16 protein-coding genes are annotated in these 20,450 nt (G+C 69.6%); 5 read left to right on the top strand and 11 right to left on the bottom strand.

All coding sequences use genetic code 11. The features are described from left to right. Nucleotides 1-139: 139 nt before the first annotated feature. Entirely contained in the window at nucleotides 140-364 is a 225-nt protein-coding gene (locus ACWDR4_RS41595) for a hypothetical protein (protein WP_450416312.1), read from the top strand. 189 nt (nucleotides 365-553) lie between these two features. Here the strand turns inward: ACWDR4_RS41595 and ACWDR4_RS41600 are convergent, their stop codons facing one another. The 9 genes from ACWDR4_RS41600 to ACWDR4_RS41640 all read right to left on the bottom strand — a co-directional run bounded on the left by ACWDR4_RS41600 (nucleotide 554) and on the right by ACWDR4_RS41640 (nucleotide 10,556). Beyond that, nucleotides 554-2,005, bottom strand: a complete 1,452-nt coding sequence (locus ACWDR4_RS41600) for an argonaute/piwi family protein (protein ID WP_450416313.1) — start codon at nucleotides 2,003-2,005, stop codon at nucleotides 554-556. Further along, on the bottom strand, nucleotides 2,002-3,315 hold the full coding sequence (locus ACWDR4_RS41605) for a DUF4365 domain-containing protein (RefSeq protein WP_450416315.1): 1,314 nt from the start codon (nucleotides 3,313-3,315) through the stop codon (nucleotides 2,002-2,004). Before ACWDR4_RS41605 ends, ACWDR4_RS41600 begins: the two co-directional genes overlap by 4 nt. 262 nt (nucleotides 3,316-3,577) lie before the next feature. Next, on the bottom strand, nucleotides 3,578-3,889 hold the full coding sequence (locus tag ACWDR4_RS41610; RefSeq protein ID WP_450416316.1) for a hypothetical protein: 312 nt from the start codon (nucleotides 3,887-3,889) through the stop codon (nucleotides 3,578-3,580). 126 nt (nucleotides 3,890-4,015) lie between these two features. Beyond that, complete coding sequence (locus ACWDR4_RS41615) at nucleotides 4,016-4,891, bottom strand: hypothetical protein (RefSeq protein WP_450416318.1); 876 nt, start codon at nucleotides 4,889-4,891, stop codon at nucleotides 4,016-4,018. Beyond that, nucleotides 4,888-5,604: a ParA family protein gene (locus ACWDR4_RS41620; RefSeq protein WP_450416319.1), complete on the bottom strand. Its 717-nt coding sequence runs from the start codon at nucleotides 5,602-5,604 to the stop codon at nucleotides 4,888-4,890. Before ACWDR4_RS41620 ends, ACWDR4_RS41615 begins: the two co-directional genes overlap by 4 nt. Nucleotides 5,605-5,767: 163 nt before the next feature. After that, a complete protein-coding gene (locus ACWDR4_RS41625) occupies nucleotides 5,768-6,358 on the bottom strand; it encodes a helix-turn-helix domain-containing protein (RefSeq protein WP_450416320.1) in 591 nt (196 codons plus the stop codon). Continuing rightward, entirely contained in the window at nucleotides 6,340-7,818 is a 1,479-nt protein-coding gene (locus ACWDR4_RS41630) for a helix-turn-helix domain-containing protein (protein WP_450416322.1), read from the bottom strand. Before ACWDR4_RS41630 ends, ACWDR4_RS41625 begins: the two co-directional genes overlap by 19 nt. 618 nt (nucleotides 7,819-8,436) lie before the next feature. Next, entirely contained in the window at nucleotides 8,437-9,849 is a 1,413-nt protein-coding gene (locus tag ACWDR4_RS41635; RefSeq protein WP_450416324.1) for an ATP-binding protein, read from the bottom strand. Beyond that, on the bottom strand, nucleotides 9,846-10,556 hold the full coding sequence (locus ACWDR4_RS41640; protein ID WP_450416325.1) for a response regulator transcription factor: 711 nt from the start codon (nucleotides 10,554-10,556) through the stop codon (nucleotides 9,846-9,848). The genes ACWDR4_RS41635 and ACWDR4_RS41640 overlap by 4 nt, the downstream gene beginning before the upstream one ends. A 126-nt stretch (nucleotides 10,557-10,682) precedes the next feature. Between ACWDR4_RS41640 and ACWDR4_RS41645 the strand changes: the two genes are divergently transcribed. The 4 genes from ACWDR4_RS41645 (at nucleotide 10,683) to ACWDR4_RS41660 (ending at nucleotide 16,223) form a co-directional block, all read left to right on the top strand. After that, the gene (locus ACWDR4_RS41645) at nucleotides 10,683-11,927 is read left to right on the top strand and encodes a DUF3500 domain-containing protein (protein WP_450416327.1); all 1,245 of its coding nucleotides are present in this window, start codon (nucleotides 10,683-10,685) and stop codon (nucleotides 11,925-11,927) included. Then, a complete protein-coding gene (locus tag ACWDR4_RS41650; protein WP_450416328.1) occupies nucleotides 11,924-13,207 on the top strand; it encodes a HupE/UreJ family protein in 1,284 nt (427 codons plus the stop codon). Before ACWDR4_RS41645 ends, ACWDR4_RS41650 begins: the two co-directional genes overlap by 4 nt. Before the next feature lie 2 nt (nucleotides 13,208-13,209). Next, a complete protein-coding gene (locus tag ACWDR4_RS41655) occupies nucleotides 13,210-14,940 on the top strand; it encodes a carboxylesterase/lipase family protein (RefSeq protein ID WP_450416329.1) in 1,731 nt (576 codons plus the stop codon). A gap of 110 nt (nucleotides 14,941-15,050) precedes the next feature. After that, nucleotides 15,051-16,223 (top strand): lactonase family protein, encoded by a 1,173-nt coding sequence (locus tag ACWDR4_RS41660; RefSeq protein WP_450416331.1) that lies wholly within the window; start codon nucleotides 15,051-15,053, stop codon nucleotides 16,221-16,223. Between the two features lie 78 nt (nucleotides 16,224-16,301). On the opposite strand, the gene ACWDR4_RS41665 is transcribed toward ACWDR4_RS41660, so the two are convergent. Both ACWDR4_RS41665 and ACWDR4_RS41670 read right to left on the bottom strand, forming a co-directional pair. Continuing rightward, nucleotides 16,302-17,066: a LamG domain-containing protein gene (locus tag ACWDR4_RS41665; RefSeq protein WP_450416333.1), complete on the bottom strand. Its 765-nt coding sequence runs from the start codon at nucleotides 17,064-17,066 to the stop codon at nucleotides 16,302-16,304. A gap of 276 nt (nucleotides 17,067-17,342) precedes the next feature. Next, entirely contained in the window at nucleotides 17,343-20,264 is a 2,922-nt protein-coding gene (locus ACWDR4_RS41670; protein ID WP_450416335.1) for a hypothetical protein, read from the bottom strand. Nucleotides 20,265-20,450 lie beyond the last annotated feature (186 nt).

A 20,450-nucleotide genomic window follows, 5' to 3' on the forward strand; every position in this document is an offset into this window, starting at 1 on the left:
GGGACGCCGCCATGCCCGAGCGGTGAAAACACCCTGCCCACGCGACAGTTGACGATCAACGACGTCTCATCACCCCAACCGAAACGGCGAGGCTAGCGCACAGATCCATGACGCCGTTGGTCAGGCTCTCAACTACCTTGTGCGTTTGGACGAGCAGCGCCTGGCCATCCGGAATCAGTTCGGCCTTGAGACGCGCCGGGCCCGCGCCCTTGTCCTCGTCGGCCATCCCGCAGCACAACCTGGAGTGCCAGAGGACACCATCAACGAGGTACTGCGCACCGCTAACACTCACCTGAGCCGGATCGATGTCCTGACGTACAAGGAACTCTTGGACAATGCCGAACGCTCACTCGGGGCTCCGTAGACCGGCTGATTGCTGGCCGCTCACACGAAAACCGTGGCCGCGAGAAAGGCAACAAGCTTACCGCCCAACAGAAAGGTTCACAGAGCTCCGCATCGCCAGAGAGGGACGGAGGATCTCAGCGGAAGATGAGGAGAAGAGCGTCGCCGAGGCGTTAACGGCTCAGGTGATTGAGGGCGCTGCCCCGTAGCTCTACATGTAGTAGGCGTAGCGGGTGGCGATGCGGGCCTCGGTCGGGACGTGTTTGAGGATGGAGCCGACTCGGTAGGCGGTGCGCAGGGTGAGCGGGTCACGTTCGTCGAGTTGGGCGTTGTTCCAGTTCATCTTTGTCAGGGCGAGGATGTCGGTGGCGGCGGTCAGTAGATCTGTGCCGTGTGTTGCGGGCCGGATCAGCAGGGGCTGGGGGACGTACAGGCCGGGGTAGGTCCGGAAGTACGGGACTGAGCCGCGGGTGTACAGGAGCAGGGAACGCGGGTCTAGTTGGACGCTGGTGCCGCGAAGTGGTGGGAGCTGTCCGGTGCGGTAGAGGTGCGGGGCGCCGCGCCGCTGGATCCACAGCAGGTCGACATGGTCGATGTCGCGTAGGTCGGCTGCCTCCTGGAAGCCGTCGATCTCGCCGGTGGTGAAGTTCGAGGTCTTGTGTACGACGATGCGTGCGGGCTGGTGGCCGTGGGTGGTGCGGTACTCGGTCAGCGCGTGCAGCAGCAGTTGCCGGGCGTCGGGGAGCGTCAGGTGGGGCTGGCGGTCGCGCTTGGAGATCTGCGCGGTGCCGCCGCGGACGACGACGCCGTCGCCGCGTTCGTTGAACACCTGAGCGACGGCGGTATGCAGCTCGTTTCCGTTCGCGCTGCGGTAGAAGCTGACCCCGACGTAGCAGGTGGCCAGATCGGAAGTGTGACGCTGCATGCGCCAGGGGGTCCCGCCGGCTTTGTAATACAGGGCGGTGTGCAGGTTCCAGGCCCTGGTGGCCTCGTCCTGCAGAGGGCGGACGGTCTGCCCGTTGGTCCTGCTGGGGATCCCGGTCCAGGTCTCCTTGCGCATCAGCTGCAGGGGAGCCGGCAGCGTGAGCGCGGTGGCCTTGAGCAGGTCGTGGAAGTCGCCTCCGGTTCTTCGCTTGTCCTGGTTCTCTTCGCGTTCGGCCCTGTTCTCCTCTGACGGTGGGTGGTCTTCGCGGTCGTGGAGTTCTTCGGGGCGGGCGCAGATTACGACGCGGCAGCGTCCGGTTTCGGTCAGGGACCGGGCGGCGTCGGCGTACATCTCGACTGCCTCCTTGGTGGCGGAGGCTGTGTCGGCGCGGGCCAGGCGGCGCAGGTGGCGTTCGGGGATCTCGCGGACGAGGGCGTCGTCGAAGACGAGCTCGGCGCCGAACGGGGAGTCGGTACTGAAACCGGGGAACGGCTGGTGCAGGTTCTCCTGGCCGGGTTTGGTGTCCTTGGCCTCGATGTGGTTCTGGCAGCGCTGGAGCCAGCTTCGGATGCCGTCGACCGCATGGGCGGGGCCCACCAGGGCGATGGGGATCTGGCGGGGTCCGGTGGGGGAGTCGGCGTCGGCCGGGCCGAACACGCTGATGCCGTATCGGGGATCGATGTGGCGGTTTCCGGCCCGGAACTCCAGTTCCGGCTCGTGCAGCACCGGTGCTTTCATTGCGGCAGCTCCCACAGTCCCTCGGCCAGCCCGTTCAGGCTCGGTTTCATGGCTGGTTCTTGCGGGATCCAGACGCTTTCGTCGATGGCGGCATCGCAGTCGAGCTGCAGGAGCTGGCTGAATCGGATGCGCTCATCGCGGCTCCTGAACAGGGTGTCATCGCCTTGCAGGTAGTCGGCCCAGGCGCGGACGAGCTGGTAGACGGCGTTGTTGCGTTCCAGCCGCTTGATCTTCTGGACGTACTCGGCGTCGTACAGGGAGTCGCGTCGGCCGTCGATGGTGAAGTGGTAGGTGGGGTTGATCTCCAGGAACCACTGTTCGCTCCAGCGGCGGAAGTACAGGCTGGCGGCGTAGTGACGACAGAAGCTGATCTTGGTTGTGTCGTCCTTGCCGAAGTACGGGGTGAAGAAGGTGCGTCCGCGGCTGCCTCGGTAGCGGCCTTTGATCTTCCGGCTGGATCGGTCCGGCGGGGCCTGCATGTAGACGATCTTCTTGGTGGGGTGCCAGACCAGATCGGGATGGTGGGCGGAGCGCAGGGTGAAGTTCAACAGGGAAACGAAGCGCCGCTGGACATCCAGGTCCTCAGTGGTCGCCCAGTTCTGCGTCGGGATGGAGGTGACCGGCCCGTCGCACAGGACGGCGAGCGGGCCCTCGTCCAGTCGGCACAGTGAGTAGATGCGTCCGGCGGCGAGGACGAAGCCGCTCTCGAACTGGTTGCCGTTCGAGCGCATCCGCTCCCAGGCATCGCCGCGGTCACGACACGGCGTGGACGCCTCGTAGATGAGCGGTGCGAAGCCCTCAATCGTGAGGAGGTTCGAGACCAGCTGTTCGCTTCCTTCGAGCCGTGGCAGCGGCTCTCCGGCAGGCACGCCCAGGGCCGACAGTTGACTGAAGGCGTCGAGGTCGAAGCGATCTGAGGTCTTGTCGAACTGAACGACGCGCCGTGCCTTGCGTTCAGGGTCGGCGAACCAGGTGTCGATGCGCTTCCACCACGCCTGCTGGATACGCAGGTCCACGCAGATGAGCACGACCGGACGGCCCAGCCGAAGCCAGTAGGCGATGTGGTCGGCCTTGCACGTGAACTTGAATTCGGTCGCGGTCTCGCCGCGAAACCCGACTTCTGTGCCCTTCACCTGTGCAAGGACGGCGACACCGGTGACTTCGCGGTCGACGTCCACGAACTCGATCTGACCGTCGATGGCGAAGTCACGTTTAGTGTCGTTCCACACGTGGCCGGCGTCGGAGACGGCCTTGTCGACGAATGCCTCGCCCCGGAACCCGGCCCGCTGCTGGACGCTGCGCTGCGGCATCCGATCAGTGCTCCGAGAAGGACACGGGAGTGCCCGCCGTAGCCCGGCCGGATCTGCGAGGCCGAGGCCGCGCGTTGTTGTTCCACCTCATGGAGTGATCCTCCGTCGTTCACGCGTGGTCCAGGTCACTCAGGATAGGAGGGACCACCGACAACGACCGGTGCACGCATGCGGGAGGAGACTCCGAGTAAGGGCACTGGGAAATTTCGAAGGCTTCACTGACTTCGCCCAAAGTGCAGTGCATCGCAGGCCAGCCGAGTGATCACGGCTCTTCGGCCTTGGGTGATGTGAGGTAGGGAGGGTAGCCCTTGGCGCGAAGGAATGCATCGAGCGCGATGGCGACGATGTCGCCGTGCTGGACGCCGTGGTCCGCGTGGTACCGGCGGATGCGCCGCTGGAGTTGGAGAGCGTCGGGGACGGCGTAGTTGATCTGCCCACGGCTGGTATTGCGGCCATTGATGACCTCCAGTGTGTCCGGATGAGGCGCCAACGGATCGTCGGTGAGGTCGGATTGCGTGTCGAGAGCGTCAGCCAGTTCACGCAGCTGACGGGCGTGGCGCGAGAGATCGGGCATGGGCTGCTCCAGTCCGGCCCGCTAGTCGACTAGCTAGCCGCCTAGTCGACTAGTGGAATAGTCAGCGGGACGGGTGTCCGCGAACGAGCGAAGCGTTCGCGGACACCCTGGGAAATGAACGCCGCGTCAGAAGCCGCGGGTGGTAAGCCACTCGTCCAGTGCGACCGAGACGATGTCGCCAATGGGCAGGTGATCGAGTTCGTTGTCCAACGCGAAGCGCTTGAGCCGCTTCTTCAGTTTCAGCGCCGCGGGAACCGACGAGTCGAGGCTCTCGCGCGTGATCATGCGCTGGTTGAGGATCACGGCTGTCTCGGGGATGTCCTTCGGGCGGCCGGGGCCGTGAGCCCACGGGGTTCCCTCGCTGGGTGCTGCCTCCGCAAGCCCGTACTGCTCCTGGTGAGACCCCGGAACATCGGTCCTCACCGGGAACGCGGTACCGCCTGCGACCAGAGAAGCTGCCTGACGAACCGCCACCTCGGCGGCCGCGGCCACATCAGGAGCCGCGAACGTGCTGGGGGACAGGCCATGTCGCGCAACGGGTTCGGCCGGCTGCGTCAGCTGAACCGCAGGTGCTCCAGATTCGGTAGCCGGGGACTCATGCTGGACCTGTTGCTCCCCCTGATCCCCAGCAGATTCCGTCCCGGCCTCCGGGGTGAGAACGGCGGGGTGCACTGGCTGGCTGGCAACCGGCTCCGGCACGATGCCGCTCGGTACGACCTCACCTGTCGGCGGCCCGGAAGCCAGTGCCCCGTCGAGCGCTGCCCCAGTTCGGCCCTGCGCCGATGCCTCGACGGGAACCATGGCAGAAGGGGACTGAACCTGCGGCCCGCCCGCAGAGGGACGCCGTTTGCCCTGGGCGGCGGCCTGTTCGGCGACGAACTGCTCAGGCGTGAGCTCGGCGGCCGGCGGAGGGGGCGGCGGGGCCGTCTTCTTGGCCCCGCCCAGGGCGCGCCCGCCGGTGCGGCGGGACGGCGGCTTCGGCCTCTCGTTGTTCTCGCTCATGCCTCGGTTAGCTCCTTCATCAGGTTGGCGTACTCGCTCAGTTCGGTGGGGATCTCGCCGAAGGCCTCCATGTAGTGCACCCACGAGTGGATGGTGGTCTCGGCGAGCGGGAACGCCTCGTCGCGGTCCGGGCCGATGCCCTCACCTGCGGCGGGCTCCAGCAGCTGGTCCTTCGCCCGGCTGGGCAGGCTGGTGCGGTCGTCGGCCTTGACCATCACGACGTGGGCGGTGACGCCGTGCTCGTTGCGGGCGGCGGCGCGCTCGGCCTCGTCGAAGGTGGCCACGAGCTTGCGGCGCTCGATCTTGGTGGGGGCGACCGGGACGAGCAGCAGGTTCGCCTCGGTAACGGCCTCGTGGAAGATGCGGGCGCTGCCGCCGCCGGCGTCGACGACGATCGCGCCGAACTCGGCGCGCTTGGTGCGGATGTATTCGGCGATGTCGTCGAACGGGTACCGCTCGATAACCAGGTTCTCGGGAATCTCGAAGCCTGCGGCCTGGGCGACCTTGAACCAGTCGTAGGCGGACTGGCTGGTCGCGTCCGCGTCCAGCAGCAGCGTCGGCAGGTTGAGGACGACGGAGTAGTAGAGGGCGATGAACCAGGCGGAGGTGGTCTTGCCGGTGCCGCCCTTGAGCATGCCGACCACGATCACGAACGCGTCCCAGACGGGTTCGGTGGCGGCGGCCAGGGTCTGGTGACGGGTGTTTTCGTTCACGAGTGCTTGATCTCCTGGAAGGGGAAGGGATGTTGTCGTGTGGTTCGGTGGAAGCTCGATGGGCGAGACGGGCGTCTCCGTGTGGACTGGGGAGGGGCCCGTGCTCTGCGGTGGCAGCCGGGATGGCCTTGGGTGGAGCGAATGACAGCTCTGGCTTCGGCCCTCACGGCCGGTTGGCTTCGCGGCGAGTGGGGCCGTGTCGGTGCTGGGGCCGCATGCGGGTGCCTGCTTGGTGCAGGAGCCGGTAGACGGTGCCGACGGAGTAGCTGCACTCCTCGGCGAGGTCCGGCACGGTGGCACCGGCCTCGTACCGGGCACGCAGGGACAACGCGAGTTTCTGACGCTCGGCGGCCCTGGCGGCAGAGCGGATCCGTTGCGTTTGCTGTGACGTGCGTGGTGCGCCACCGGCCTCGACCAGCAGGCGCCGGGCACGGGGCCTCGTGGCTCCGGCGACCGCCGCGAGTTCGCCGAGCGTCGCGCCGTGTTCCTCGTACAGAACACGGAGGTGAGCTGCGAGCCGCCTGCGAGATTGCGGGTCGTTGCGCATGCGGCGGGTCTGCCACGACGTGCGCATTTCGGTCCCGGCCTCGTGTAGTCGGTTGAGAACCGTGCCGTACGAGAGGCTGCTGGCAGCCACGAGTTCATCGACTGTCGCACCGGACTCGTACTGCGTGCGCAAGGCCTCAGCGGTCACCGGCTGGCTCTGAGCAGGATTGGTTGGACGGGGTTGTGGGTTCATGCTGCGGACTCCCATTCGCTGAGGGCTTCGGCATGGGAAGCGGCCAGCTCGTCGTAACTGCGCTGGTCGGCAGGGGTGATGAGAATCAGGCGGCCGTCGGTGGCGACCTGCCAGTCGGGAGCGGCGCGGCCGGTGACCGGATCGAGGACACGCCCGTCGGCGGTGTGCCACGCGGGCGGGATTTCGTCGGGGCGTGGCGCGGGGACCAGGACCTGGCGACCGTCTTCGCGGACGATCACCACGGCCTTGCTGCGGTGCTCCGTGAGCCGGTCCAACGCGTGCCGGTATGCAGCGCGTTGGGCCGCGTAGAGGGCCTTGCGGTGAGCTGTGCCGCCCGACGTGCCGAGTCTCGCGGCGACTTCGGCCCAGCCCTGTGCCGGCACTGGGGTGAAGTCGGTGTCGGGGTCCGCGAGGCTGCTGCCGATGCCCTCCAGAGCACGTGGCGCGAGGGCCCATGTCTCCCCGGTGCGGTGCACAAGACCGTGCTCGGCAAGGCGCCGAAGGGACCGGTATGTAGTGGCGCGAGAGACCGAGGAGGTACCGACGAGCTCAGCAACTGTCTGGTGGGGGCGCTGGCACAGAGCACTGATGATCATGAGGGCGGCGCTGCCGAGGCCGTGGTGGGCGAAGGCGTCGTGGCCCATCAGGCGAGCGATGACGGTGGAGTCGATGTCGGCAGTCGTGGCCGTCTCAGGGGTGGTCCACTCCTCAAGTGCCGGGTCGGGGGGGTACTGAGTGGTGTGGAAACGAGACGACGGCGCGTTGAGGTACCAGGTGGAGCCCTCCCGGCCGTGTCCGACCCGCAACCGGCGCAGCCAGCCCTGTGGCTTGAGGACCTTCTCGTAGACGGCCCGCAATGTCGTGCGGGAGATGCCGGCTTCTTCGGCGGTCTGCCGTTCGCTGGCGTGGTGCAGGAGGCCGCCCGCGGTCTCGGCGAAGTTCAGGTGCGCCCGCAGGACACGCAGGGCGGTGCGTCCCCGCTCTCCGCGCCAGGGCGTCGTCTCGATGCGGTCGCGCAGCGCGGCGAGAACCTCGTACGCGTCGTGCCGGGAGCCCAGCGCCCTGGTGGTGCTGACCGCTTCCGAGGCGCTGGTCCACACGCGGCGGATGTAGTCCAGGGCGCGCGACTGCCCGGAGCGCAGCGCGATGTTGCGGGCGTGCCTGCCGCCCTCATGGTCCGGGTGCAGCAGGAGCTGCGTCAGATGGTCGACGGTGCCGCCGATGCGGGCCACGTGGCAGGCGATGGCCGCGGTGATCCGGTGCCCGTGCTCGGCAGCGCCCTGGTGATCCGTGCGCAGCGCCACGGTCCGCTTGTCGGAGGCGAGCCTGCTGTAACTCCCGGCGGCGTAGCGGCCGGTGAGGTCCCCGAGGAGGACGAGATCGGCTGCCGGCGAGGGCAAGTGGGAGAGGCCCGAGGGGCCGGACGGGTGGGAGAGCTGGTGCTGGAGGTTCGTCTGGTGGGTGCTGTGTGGCACGGTGGGGTCGTCTCGCAAAGACGTGGACGCCACCCAGGCCCGCTAAAACCACGGGTGGTGTCCGGGACCGACCTCCGATCGGTGCCAGTGAACGCTTCCAGGACGGCCATCCTGGAAGCCTTCGCATGCCTGGCCCCGAGCGGAGGCAGGCGTCCCCATCGCAGCTCGACCGGGGATCAATCGCAGGTCCGCCAGAGTCGCCACCCATGATCCACACCAGTCAACTCGGGTCCCTCAAAGGCCAGTTCCAGAGAGGTGTTGCCTCTGACTGCCTCTGAGTGACCCGGGTCGATCCGGGGTCGAATCAGAGTGTTTTCCTCTGACTGCCTCCGATCGCCTCTGCAACCCGTCCTAGCAGGTCACAGCCTCATCGCCCCCACACAAGCGCAGGTCAGAAAGGTCCGCTAGCTGTACCACTGGTTCCTGGCAAAGGCGGTTGTGTGCGGCATCTTTGCGGCTCCCGTCTGTCTGCGGTGGAGTCATCGTCCGGAAGGGCGTCACGGGGACGCAATACCGCTTCCGCCTGGCGGAAGGTTCGATGTAAAAGGCCTGTTCAGAGGCCAGCCCGACGGAAACAACCTCCGTCAGACGGCCGGACCCGGTTCGTCCACGAGAAGGTCATTCGGCTTCGGCCCCGGGCAGCAGGCGCGACCCGGCCACGGTGAAGCCGATCCGGGCCCCGCCGCCCGGGCGAGGGCCCGCGGTCACCGTGCCGCCGTGGGCTTCGGCGACGTCGCGGACGATGGCGAGGCCGAGTCCGGAGCCGGGCAGGGCGCGAGCGGTGTCGGCGCGGTAGAAGCGGTCGAACACCCGGGGGAGAGCGTCGGCGTCGATGCCCGGTCCACGGTCGGACACGGTGACCGCTCCACGGCGGATGCGCACCTCGATGGGATCGTCGCCGTCGGGGTCGAACTTGGCGGCGTTCTCCAGCAGGTTGCCCAGCGCGCGTTCGAGGCCCTGCGGGCGGCCACGGACCACGGTGCCGTCGGCGTCGACATGGATCAGGCGACCGCTGCGCCGGTACACGCGCCGCGCGACACGGCGGGCCACCGAGGCCAGCTCCACGGCCTCCTCGTCCTCTTCCTGGCCGCCGGCCAGCGCCAGCTCCACGAGTTCCTCCACGAGGTGCGCGAGTTCGCCGGTCTCGCCCTCGACGTCGTCGAGGAGCCGGTCACGGGCCTGTGGGGAGAGCTCGGCGACGCGAGGCAGCACCGCGGCGTTGGTGCGCAGACTGGTGAGAGGGGTCCGCAGCTCGTGGGCGGCGTCGTGCACCAGTCTCTCCTGTGCGTCACGGGCGGCGGCGATACGCCCGAGCATCCTGCTGAACGACGTGGACAGCCGGCCCACTTCGTCCCGCCCGCCCGTCAGGTCCGCGTGTCCGAGCACGGCCCGGCCGTCGGCACTGACCTCTTCGGCGGCCTCGGTCAGACGTACCAGGCGCCGGGTGATGCGTCCCGCGACCAGCAGACCGGCGCCGGCCGCGACCAGCATGACCGCGAGGCTGACCAACGCGATCTCCATGGCCATTCCGCCCAGGACATGGCGGGTCTGGTCGATCCGGACCGCCACCTGCAGCGCGCCCCGGTTCCCGCCAAGGGCGGTGGTCAGCCGACGGTAGGTGCGGCCCGCAACGACGACCTCGGCGATGTCCGTGTCCCCAGCCTTGCCCGAGGCGGCCAGGGTCCGCCCGGTGTCGGACACCGGCAGCGGCACGCCCGGGCCACCGAGGCGGGCGGCGGTTCCGTCGACGGCGACGGCCTGAAGGATCATCCGCCGTTCCTGTTCGTCCCCGGGACCGGGGCGGTCGGGCCCGGGAAAGAGTTCCGGTACCTGAGCGATCACCTCGGAGACCAGTGGCTGCCCTCCCCGTTCCTTGGCGTGCGCCAGGGCGACCGTGGCCGACCGCAGGGTCCGGTCGATCTCGGCGATGACCCGGTCGGAGGTGGCGCGATAACTCAGCGCTCCGACCAGGAACGCCACCACGGCACCGATGGTGGCGAAGGCGAGCGCGAACCGCGTACGCAGGGTCATGGCCGTGCCGCGTACCCCACGCCGCGCACGGTGTGGATCAGATCGGGCGCCCCGGCCGCTCCGAGCTTGCGCCGCAGAAACCCGACGTAGCCCGCCAGGTTCTTGGCGTCGACGCCGGCGTCGCGACCCCAGACCTGCTGGTAGAGCGTCTGGTGATCCAGCACGAGTCCCTCGTTGCGCACCAGGAGTTCCAGCAGGTCGAACTCGGTCCTGGTGAGCCGCACCTCCTTCTCGCCCCACCACACACGGCGGGCCGCCGGAGCGATCCGCAGCGAAGCCATGCGCAGAACGGTGTCGTCCCGCTCCGCGTCCTCGGTCTCCCGCACGGGCTTCGGTGTCAGGGCGGCTCTGCGCAGCAACGCCCGTAGCCGGGCCGTCAGTTCGGGCACCGCGAAGGGCTTGGGCAGATAGTCGTCGGCACCGGCGTCGAGGCCGGCCGCCCGGTCCGGGGTGCGGGACCGGGCGATGAGCATGAGGACCGGTGTGCGGTCACCGTCGGCGCGCAGCACGCGGCACACGGCCATGCCGTCGACATGGGGCATCATCACGTCGACGACCAGCACGTCGAAGGACTCCCGGCGGACCCGGGGCAGCGTCTCGACCCCGTCGGCGGCGGTGACGACGTCGTACCCCTCCAACTCCAGTGCGCGCGCGAGGGATTCACGGACCGCGCGATCGTCGTCGGCGATGAGGACACGATCAGACATCCGGGCATGATGGCACACCGCTCCGGCACCGGTTCTCATCGAATTCCGGACCGGCTCCCGACCGGGTCTGAGATCGCTCGCGGAGCATGGGGCCGCACCTGCACTCACACCCCTCACAGGAGTCCCATGTCCTCCGTTCCCCACCCCATGGCCGCACCGACCGCCCCCGCATCGCCGTCGCTCGCGCCGGATCGGAGGCGGATACGTGTACACCGTGCCGTGGCCGTCGCCGTGTGCCTCGGTCTCGGCGGCGCGGGTTGTGGCACCGTCGACCCGGCGTCGTCGTCGGCGGCGCTGACGAAGCCGAATCCGGTCCCGGCCTCCGCCCTGCGCACCGGCGCCGGCGGTGCGAACACGGCGCAGGTCGTGGCCGCCGCGAACGCGTTCCTCGCGACGCTGTCCGACGAGCAGAAGGACACCGCCCTCTACGACTTCGACGACCCGGCGAAGAAGACCGGCTGGTCCAACTTCCCGACGCCCGTCGTCGAGCGCAACGGCCTGAAGCTGGGCGACCTCACCGACGCGCAGGAAGCCGCGGCCCTGAAGGTCATGGAGGCCGCGCTCAGCAGGAAGGGCTACGAGGAACTCGTCGAGATCCGCAAGGCCGACGACTATCTCGCCTCGCTCCCGGACACCGGCGGACCGGGCGGCGGCACCCCGACGGGCACCCCCAGCACGACGCCGACCGCGACCCCGACCGGTGGCGGCCGTCCCCCCGGCGGAGGCGGCGGCGCCAACTTCGGCTCGGAGTGGTACTACGTCTCCTTCTTCGGAACGCCCAGCAAATCCGGGCAGTTCACGCTCCAGTACGGCGGTCACCACGCCGCCTACAACCTCACGTACGCCGGCGGCAGCGTGAGCATCTCGCCCACCCTCACCGCCGTGGAGCCGATGGAGTTCGACTGGGAGAACCTGTACTACGCCCCGCTGGAGGACAAGCGGACCTCCACGATCGCCGCGATCCAGTCCCTCACCGCCGAGGAACTGACCGCCGCCGAGATCGACGGCAGCTTCGACGACCTCTACCTCGGCCCCGGCCACGACGGCCCCTTCCCCACCCGGCCGGAGGGCGTCCTGGTCAGCAGCCTCACCAAGAAGCAGCGGGCGAAGGTCACCGCGATGCTCAGGGCCTGGGTCGACGACCTGGACGAGAAGGCGGCGGCACGGCTGCTGGCCAAGTACGTCTCGGAGTACGACGAGACGTACATCGGCTGGAGCGGCGGGACGACACTGGACAACAGCCAGACCTACGTGCGACTTGACGGACCGTCGGCCTGGATCGAGTTCTCCAACCAGCCGGGCGCGTCCACCGACGAGATCCACCAGCACACGATCTTCCGGGACGAGACCGCCGACTACGGCTGGGAATGACGTCCGTGCGCCGTCTCCTCTCCACCCTCGTGCTCACGTTCCTGCTGGTCGGTGGCCTCGCGTCACCGGCCGGCGCGCACCCGATGAGCACCTCCGCCGTCCTCCTGGACGTCCGGGACGACCGGGTCGAGGGCGAGGTGCAACTGCCGATCGACCGGCTCGCCATCGCCGTGCACCGCCGGCTCACCTCCACGAGCGTCCTCGGCGCCGACCGGTCGTTCCTCGGGGACTACACGGCCGAGCACATCGCCGCCGTCGGCGACGGCGGCACCCCCTGGACGGTGACGCTCGGTACCCCGACGGTCCGTACGATCGACGCGACGGCCCATCTCGTCTATCCGCTGGAGATCCGCCCGCCCCACGGCCGTGTCACCGACTTCGACCTCCGCTACGACGTCGTCGTCGAGGAACTCGTCACCCACCGGGTCATCGCCACCGTCCGGTACGACTTCGACCGCGGCATCCTCAGGACGGACGACGCCGAGACCCTCGGAGTCCTCGACCGGGACACCACGAGCCTCGACGTCCCCGCCGGGCAAGGTTCATGGCTGCGGGGCTTCGTCACCACCGTGGGCCTGGGGACGGAGCACGTCGGCGAGGGAGCCGATCACCTGCTGTTCCTCCTCATGCTGCTGGTCCCGGCCCCGCTGGTGGCGGCCGGGGGCCGGTGGCACGCCGGCGGCACGTCGAGGCGACGGGTTGTCGTCCGCGTCGTGCACGTGGTCTCCGCGTTCGCCGCGGGCCACTCGCTCACCCTCGCCCTCGCGGCGGCCGGAGCGATCCACGTACCGTCCCGGCCGGTGGAGACGCTGATCGCCTTCTCGATCGGGGTGTCCGCGGTGCACGCCATACGTCCTCTCGTGGCCCGTGGCGAGGTGCTCATCGCCGGTGGTTTCGGGCTCGTCCACGGACTGGCGTTCGCCTCGCTCATCGGTGACCTCGGCCTGGACCGGGGGTCCCTCGTCACCACACTCCTCGGCTTCAACCTGGGCATCGAACTGACCCAGTTGCTCGTCGTCGCACTGATCATGCCGTCGCTGCTCGTCCTGGCCCGCACAGCCTGCTACCCGGCGTTCCGCCTCACGCTGGCCGCCCTCGGCCTGCTGTTCTCGGCCTCCTGGATGCTGGAGCGCGCGGCCCTGACATCCTCCGACCCGTTCGAAGGCGTCCAGACGTGGCTGGTCGCACACCCGTTGCTCGTCGCCGCATCACTCGCGGCACTCGCTGTCGTCGCGCTGTACATGGCACCGCGCACTTCTTCCACCGGGAGACTCACTTGAGCATGCGAGACATCCAACCTGTCCACAGCGGCCACCCGCACGTGGCCGCCGCCGCGGCGGAAACAGCGGGCGACCCGGCCGGGCTCGGCCGCCGCGGCTTCCTCGGACGCACCGTCGGCGCGACGGCCGGCGCGGCGCTGCTGGGCGGCCTGGCGGCGGCTCAGGCGTCGGCCGCGCCCAGGAGCACCTCCGGCAGCCCCGTGAAGACACAGTCGGGTCCGGTCGTCGGCGTACCGGCCGCCCTCGACGGGATCACCGTCTACAAAGGCATCCCCTACGCGGCGTCCACCGCCGGGCAGAACCGCTGGCGTCCGCCGCAGCCGCCGCCGTCCTGGACCGGCGTCCGCACAGCCGACACCTGGGGCGCCGCCTGCCCCCAGCCGGTCACCGGCATCGCCGCCGACAAGGTGCCCCCGCTGAGCGAGGACTGCCTCAACCTCAACATCTGGACGGGCGCGGCGAGTTCGGGTGATCGCCGCCCGGTCTTCGTCTGGATCTACGGCGGACGCAACAGCGCGATGTGGGCCTCACAGCCGGTCTACGACGGCGCCAACCTGGCCGCCAAGGGCGCGGTGGTCGTCACCTTCAACCACCGTGTCGGCGCGTTCGGCAACTTCGCCCACCCCGAACTGAGCGCGGAGTCGGGGCACGGAGGCTCAGGCAACTGGGGCGTCCTGGACACGGTGGCGGCGCTGCGCTGGATCCGGCGCAACATCGCCGCGTTCGGCGGCGACCCGGACCGGGTGACCCTGGCCGGCTGGTCGCACGGCTCGTCGTTCGTGAACATCCTGATGATCTCGAAGCTGGCCCGAGGACTGTTCCACCGTGCGCTGCTGGCGGCCGGCGTCCAGTACACCAAGGACCCGGCGCTCGGCCGCGTGGCGGGCGGCTACGACACCCTCGCCGCGGCGGAGGCCAACGGCTCCGCGTTCGCCGGCTACATGGGGGCGTCCTCACTGCCCGACCTGCGGGCCCTGTCGGCGGACGAGATCGTGACCAAGGTCTACGCCCCCGGGGCACCGGTCGCAGGCACCGACTTCGGCAACGTCCTCGACGGCCATGTGCTGCCGACCACGTACACCGACGCCATGACGTCCCGGGCCGAGTACGACGTACCGGTTCTGACCGGCAACAACAAGGACGAGAACGGCGCCTCACCCACGCTGACGATGACGGCCGCCGCCTACCGGGCGTACGCGGCGTCGACCTTCGGTGACCGGGCGGACGAGTTCCTCACGCTCTATCCCGCGGTCACCGACGCGGAGGCGGCGGCGCAGTACAACGCCTACGCGCGGGACGAGGAGCGGGTCTCCACCTTCTTGTGGGGCACCCAGTTCAGGAACACCGCGGGCAGCCGCAGCCCGGTCTACAACTACTGGTGGACGCACGCGCCGCCCGGCTCGGACACCACCAACCCCATCGAGCCCGCGAACGGCGCCGGCGCCTACCACGGCGCCGAGAAGTACTACCTCTTCGGCAACCTCTACGGCACCGACCGGCCGTGGACCGACGAGGACCACGCGATCGCCGACACCACCTCCTCCTACGTGGCGAACTTCGCCGCCACGGGCAACCCCAACGGGCGGTCACTGCCGGCCTGGCCCGCCCTGCGCACGACGAGGCCGCTCTCGATGGAACTCGGCGACGCCTTCGCGCCCCGTGCGGCGGCCGACACGGACGCCAAGTACGGCTTCCTGAAGAGCTACCTGGAGTCGCAGATGACGGAGTACTGAGCCGGCAGCCCGTACGCGGTGCAGACATGGACGTATCGGCTCGGAGCGAGGGTGGGCGTCGATCCTTCAGCCGTCGAGGTGTGACGCCCAGAGACGGAGAGACCCGCTCGATGAACGACGACTCAAGATCCCGGACACCGTCCCGCAGAACGCTGCTGGGGGCCATGGCGGCGTCCGCCGCGGCGGGAGTGCCGCTGTTGTCCGCCGCGCCGGCCGAGGCCGCGCCGGGCAGGGCGGTCGACCTCCTCCACGTCGGCAGCTGGACCCTCGGCCAGGTGCACGCGCTGCGGTTCGACCCGTCCGACGCGACCCTGACGTCGGTCGGGCCCGTGGCGCAGACCGGCTCGAACTGGATGGCCGCCCACCCGAGGAAGGCGGTCCTGTACGCCACCGGCGGTGAATCCGGCGGGACCGTCCGCGCCTTCCGCGTCGACAGGGCCACCGGCGCGCTTGAACAGTTCGGCGAGATCGCGACACAGGCGACACCGGCCAACGGCGGACTGTCGTACATCGGGGTCGACGTCCGGTCGAAGACGCTGCTGGCCGCGGACTTCGCGGCCGGCACCGTCGTCTCCGTGCCGATCGGCGGGGACGGCGGACCCGGCGCCGTGGTGTCCCGGGTGCAGGACACCGGTTCCGGCCCCCACCCGCGCCAGACAGGCCCGCACGCTCACCACGTGGTCATCGACCCGAGCGGCAGGTTCGCGCTGGTCCCTGACCTCGGCGCCGACCGGGTCTTCGTCCACCGCTTCGACCGGGCCACGCAAACCCTGTCCGACGGCCCGAGTGCCTACGCGACGGCGCCGGGGTCGGGGCCACGGCGCGTGGTCTTCCACCCGAGCGGCAGGATCGTCTACCTCTTGAACGAACTGACCGCGGACATCCAAGCCCTGCGATGGAGCCCCGAAGACGGCGTCCTGACCCATCTCCAGCACCTGTCGACCGACGCGCCCGGACACACCGGCACCACGAGCGCCGCCGAACTGGCCATCAGCCGTGACGGCCGCTTCGTCTACACCTCCAACCGAGGCGAGAACACCCTGGTCGTCTTCTCGACGGACCGAGCGACCGGCCTGCTCACGCTGGTCCAGCGCATTCCCTGTGCGGGACTCACCCCGTGGAGCTTCTCCTTTCACCCCAGCGGGAAATGGCTGTTCGTCGCGAACCAGGCGAGCAGCACGGTGAACCTCTTCGGCGTCGACCCACGGTCGGGCCAGCTCACGGACACCGGCACGTCCGTACCCGTACCGAGGCCCGCCTGCATCACTTTCAGCCGCCCCTGAGCCTCCAGGAGAGGGAACACAGCCAGGGGTCCGGTGAATCCCCTGCCAGGGGTTTCTGTGCGGTGGTGGTCGTGGTGGTCAGTCCAGCTGGGTCACCTTCGGGGTGTCGCCGGTGGCCGACGCGTCGGCCGGGGGCAGGGCGGTGGGGTAGGTACGGATGCCGCTGATCGCCGCGTTGGCGAACTCGCCGTAGACGCCGGAGGAGAGCTTGCGGCCGATCTGGACCGGGCCCGTGGCGTTCCAGGGGGTGTAGGTCCAGTCCCTGGAGCCGGTGAGCTTTCCGTCGACGTACAGGCGCAGTTCCTTGGCCGTGGCCTCGTACACGCCCACCAGGTGTGTCCACTTGCCGGCGGTGGCCTTGCTGCCGTAGGCGGCCCGCCAGACGGCGCCGGTCGCGTCGGTGCTGTGCCGGCCGAAGGCCCAGGCCCCGGAACCGGAGGAGTAGTACAGCTGGAAGCCGTTGTTCACGGCGCCGTTCTGGGAGAGGAAGGTGCTGTTGGCGGTCAGGGAGTTGAGCTTCACCCACGCGGAGACGGTGAAGCTCTTGGAGGTGTCCACGGCGGGGGCCGTCGCCGCGGCGTACCCCGTGGTGCCGTTCAGGGTGACGGAGCTGCCCCGGGTGGAGTCCGTGGTCCAGGTGTAGCCGCCGGACAGGCCCGCGGTGAGGGAGCCGGTGGCGTCGGCCGTGCTGGCCCCTGCGCCCTCGGCGAGCTTCCACCAGTGCGTGGCGGTGTCCGAGACCGAGCCCAGGGAGACCGGTGCGCCGAAGCCGTACGTGGGCGGAGAGGTCAGGACGAGGCTCTGGCGGTAGTTGTACTCGACGAGCTGGCCGGTGGCGTCCACGGTGTAGAGGTCGGGCAGGCCGTCGGGGCCGCCCGCGCTGGTCGCGCCCGGCTGGATGGGGCTGTTGATGTCGCCGGGCGAGGCGATACGGGGGTAGGCGGCCGGGGGCAGGGTGAGCCCCAGGCCGGTGTGCGTGGTGGGGTGCAGCAGGGCGGGGACGAGGGTCGTGGCGTCGACCGTGATCGGGTAGCTGTACAGGGCGCCCGTCGCGTTGTCACGGGACCACAGGACCGGCTTGCCGTTGGCGGTGCCTGCGGCGATCAGGGTCTGGCCGGTCTAGTCGCCGTCGCCGAGCAGGAGCGGGTTCTTCAGGTGCTGGCCGCCGTCGGACTGGTAGATCCACAGCTCCTTGTTCTCGACGGTGATGACGGCCGGGTAGTCGTTGGTGTTGCCGAAGACGTTGCCCGGCGTGATCAGCTGGCTGACGTTCCAGGTCTGGTCGTCGTAGTCGGTGGAGCGGCAGCGCGTCGCGTCCGCCACGACGTCGGCCGGCGCGCAGGCGTCCTTGGAGACGACGTCGAACCGTCGGCCGATGAAGCCGCCGAACGTGGAGTACGGGGAGCGCGGGAAGGACGCGTCGTCGACCGGGTCCTGGTCGTTCTTGATCACGTAGAACTTGCCGCTCTTGTACGCGAACAGGTCGTCCACGGTCGTGCCGTGCAGGTTGCCCCGGTGGGCGATGAGGTAGCTGTCCCAGCCGGTGCCGTCGGGCGAGTCGGCCTTGGTGGCGACGGTGACCGGGCCGGTGACCGCGGGCGGGGTACCGGTGACCGGGCCGCTCTGCACCGGGTCGGCCGCCTGGGCGGGGTCGAGGTTGCCCGGGACCAGGTCGAGATCGCCGGTCTTGGTCGTGGCGAGCAGGTCGGGCACGCCGTCGCCGGAGATGTCACCGGGCTTGACGGGCGTGGCCGGGTTCCAGGGGACGGTGAAGGTGTAGCCGGCGGGGGCGGTGGAGATGTTGCCGGCCTTGTCGACACCGGCCACGTACAGGGTGTGCACCCCCCAGTCCTGGATCGGGACGGGGATGGTGGCGACGGACCTGCCCTGGCTGTCGGTGCCGGTGATTGCGGCGCTCTGGCCGTCGGCGGCGGTGGGCGCCGAGTCGAGCTGCCACAGGAAGGACGCCATGCCGCTGGACTTGCAGGGGCCGGGGTCGCAGGTGGTGTCGGCGGCCGGGCTGTCGGCGCCGGCCACCGTGAAGTCCGTGGTCCTGCCGGGGCCCGCGTAGACCGGCGGGGTGGCCGCGGGGCCTGAACCCACCGACGGGAAGAAGGAGTTGCCGGTCACCTCCGGCGTCGGCGGCGCGGTGAAGTCGGTGGAGAACCAGCAGTGGTCGGAGATCGGGGACTTGAGGTCGGAGGACGAGTCGTCCTCCGCGTAGACGTCCCAGCCGTACTGGTGGCCGTCCTTCAGGGTGGCGCCGATCTTCACCGCCGCGTCGGTACCCGAGTCGAGGAAGGCGCTGGCCGGGGTCGACACGTCGGCGCCACTGCCGTCGCCGTCCGGATCGACCGTGCGGTCCCAGACGTGGTAGTGCGCCTTGACGTTCTCGCCGGACATCTGGGTGGTGACGGTGGAGTGCAGGGTGATGTTGCTGCCCGCGTCCGAGTAGGTCGTCGCGCCGATCCAGCCCACCCCGCTGGTCGTGCAGGCGGCCGAGGCACCGGCGGCGGCCGGGGTGATGTGCAGGTCGGTCGGCACGGCGGGCGGGATGTCGAACCGGGTGGTGAGCGTCAGGGTCGTCGACATGCGCAGGTAGTCGGTGTTGCCGGAGGTCTGCGACTCGTTGCCGTACAGACCGACGGTCCAGGTGTTGGAGCCCGCGCCGAAGGTGCCGTCGGCGTCGTAGCCGTCGCCGTCCTGGTCGGCGATCTTCTGCGCCCCGTCGGTGACATGGAAGGTGGCGGTGCTGTTGCTGCACGAGCTGCCGGAGTTGGCGCCACTGGGCACGGTGTCGGTGGCCGGCGGGAAGGCGCTGTCGTGGACACCGGGCCTCGACAGCCAGTCCGTGCCGGAGGAGATCGCGTTCGTGGTGTGCAGGGTCAGCGGCTGGTTCTGGGAACAGTCGTAGCTGGCCGCGTACGTCGTGGAGATCTTCACGAAGGCGTCGTAGACGACGAACGCCGGGTGCAGCCCGCTGGTGTTGATCGCCCAGTACGACCGTTCCAGGCCCACCCCGCAGGCACCGCCCCACCGTTGGTAGCCGACGCCCTGGCCGTTGGTCTGCGCCTTGTCGTACTGCGGTGAGTCGTCGCAGGTCGAGCTGGAGTAGACCTCGGTGTAGTGCCCGGCGGTGGAGGAGACCGGGTTGGTGTACGGGTCGATGTACACCGGGTACGTGGTGTCCGGGTCGCTGAGCATGCCGGCGTCCGGGGTCAGTGTGACGGCACCGCTCGTGGCGGTCATCGCGACCGGTTCGGTGTCGGCGCCGGGGCCGGGGCCGTCCACGGAGGAGGCCGGGCCCGGGGTCGGGCCGGTCTGCTGGGCCGCGACGGGCGCGGTGGCGGAGTCCCACATCAGCGGCTGGGGACTGGTGTAGGCGAGGTCGCCGTCGGTCGCGGTGGCGTTCAGGGTGTCGGAGCCGGTGGTGGCCAGGGTGAGACCGTGGGTGGCGGTGGCCAGGGTGAGCTTCTTCAGCTCCGGGTTCGCGGCGGCCTCGGCGTCGTGCACGATCAGGACGTCGCTGAAACCGCCCTGGTCGGTGACGGACACCGACAGGTCGACGCCCGGGAGCACCGAGGAGTACAGCGCGGTGTCGCCGTCGACGCGCGGCTTCGGCAGCGTGAACGGCAGACTCAGGGCCATGCTCGGCCCGTCGGCGTGGGTCAGGGTGACCAGCGGGCCGTCGCCGCCGCCGGAGAGCGTCACGCCGTTCGGGGTGGCCGCGGGCGCGTAGCCGCCGTGGCCGTCGGCGACCAGGCCGGAGTCCACCGGGACCCAGTCGCCGTCCTTCAGCACCCGGGTCGGCAGCGCGCTGGTGGTGTTGCTGAAGGTGCCGTCCGGCAGGGCCTCGGTGGTGGAGACCTCCGTGGTCAGCGCGTCCACGGGGACGGATCTGCCGCTCGACACGGCCTGCGCCTGTGCGGCCAGCAGCGGGTCGGCCGGGGTGGTGGCCGAGGAGCCGTCGGCGACGGCCGGCAGGACCGGGAGGGCCGCCAACAGGCCGAGAGCGGCGGCGAACAGAGCGAGTCGGCGCACCGGAGCGGCGCGTCTTTGGCGGGTTCCTATCGGTGCTTCGGAAAGGCCGGTAGATCTCAACACGTGGCGGGCTTCCTTCGATTGCGGGCATCGGGGTGGGGGAAAGCCCGGTAGCCACGGAGCAGTGATCAAATCCGGTACAGAAACTACACATGGTCTGCCAAGTTGAAGCACGGTCTTTTCACG

This window comes from Streptomyces sp. NPDC000878 (genome assembly GCF_053599695.1).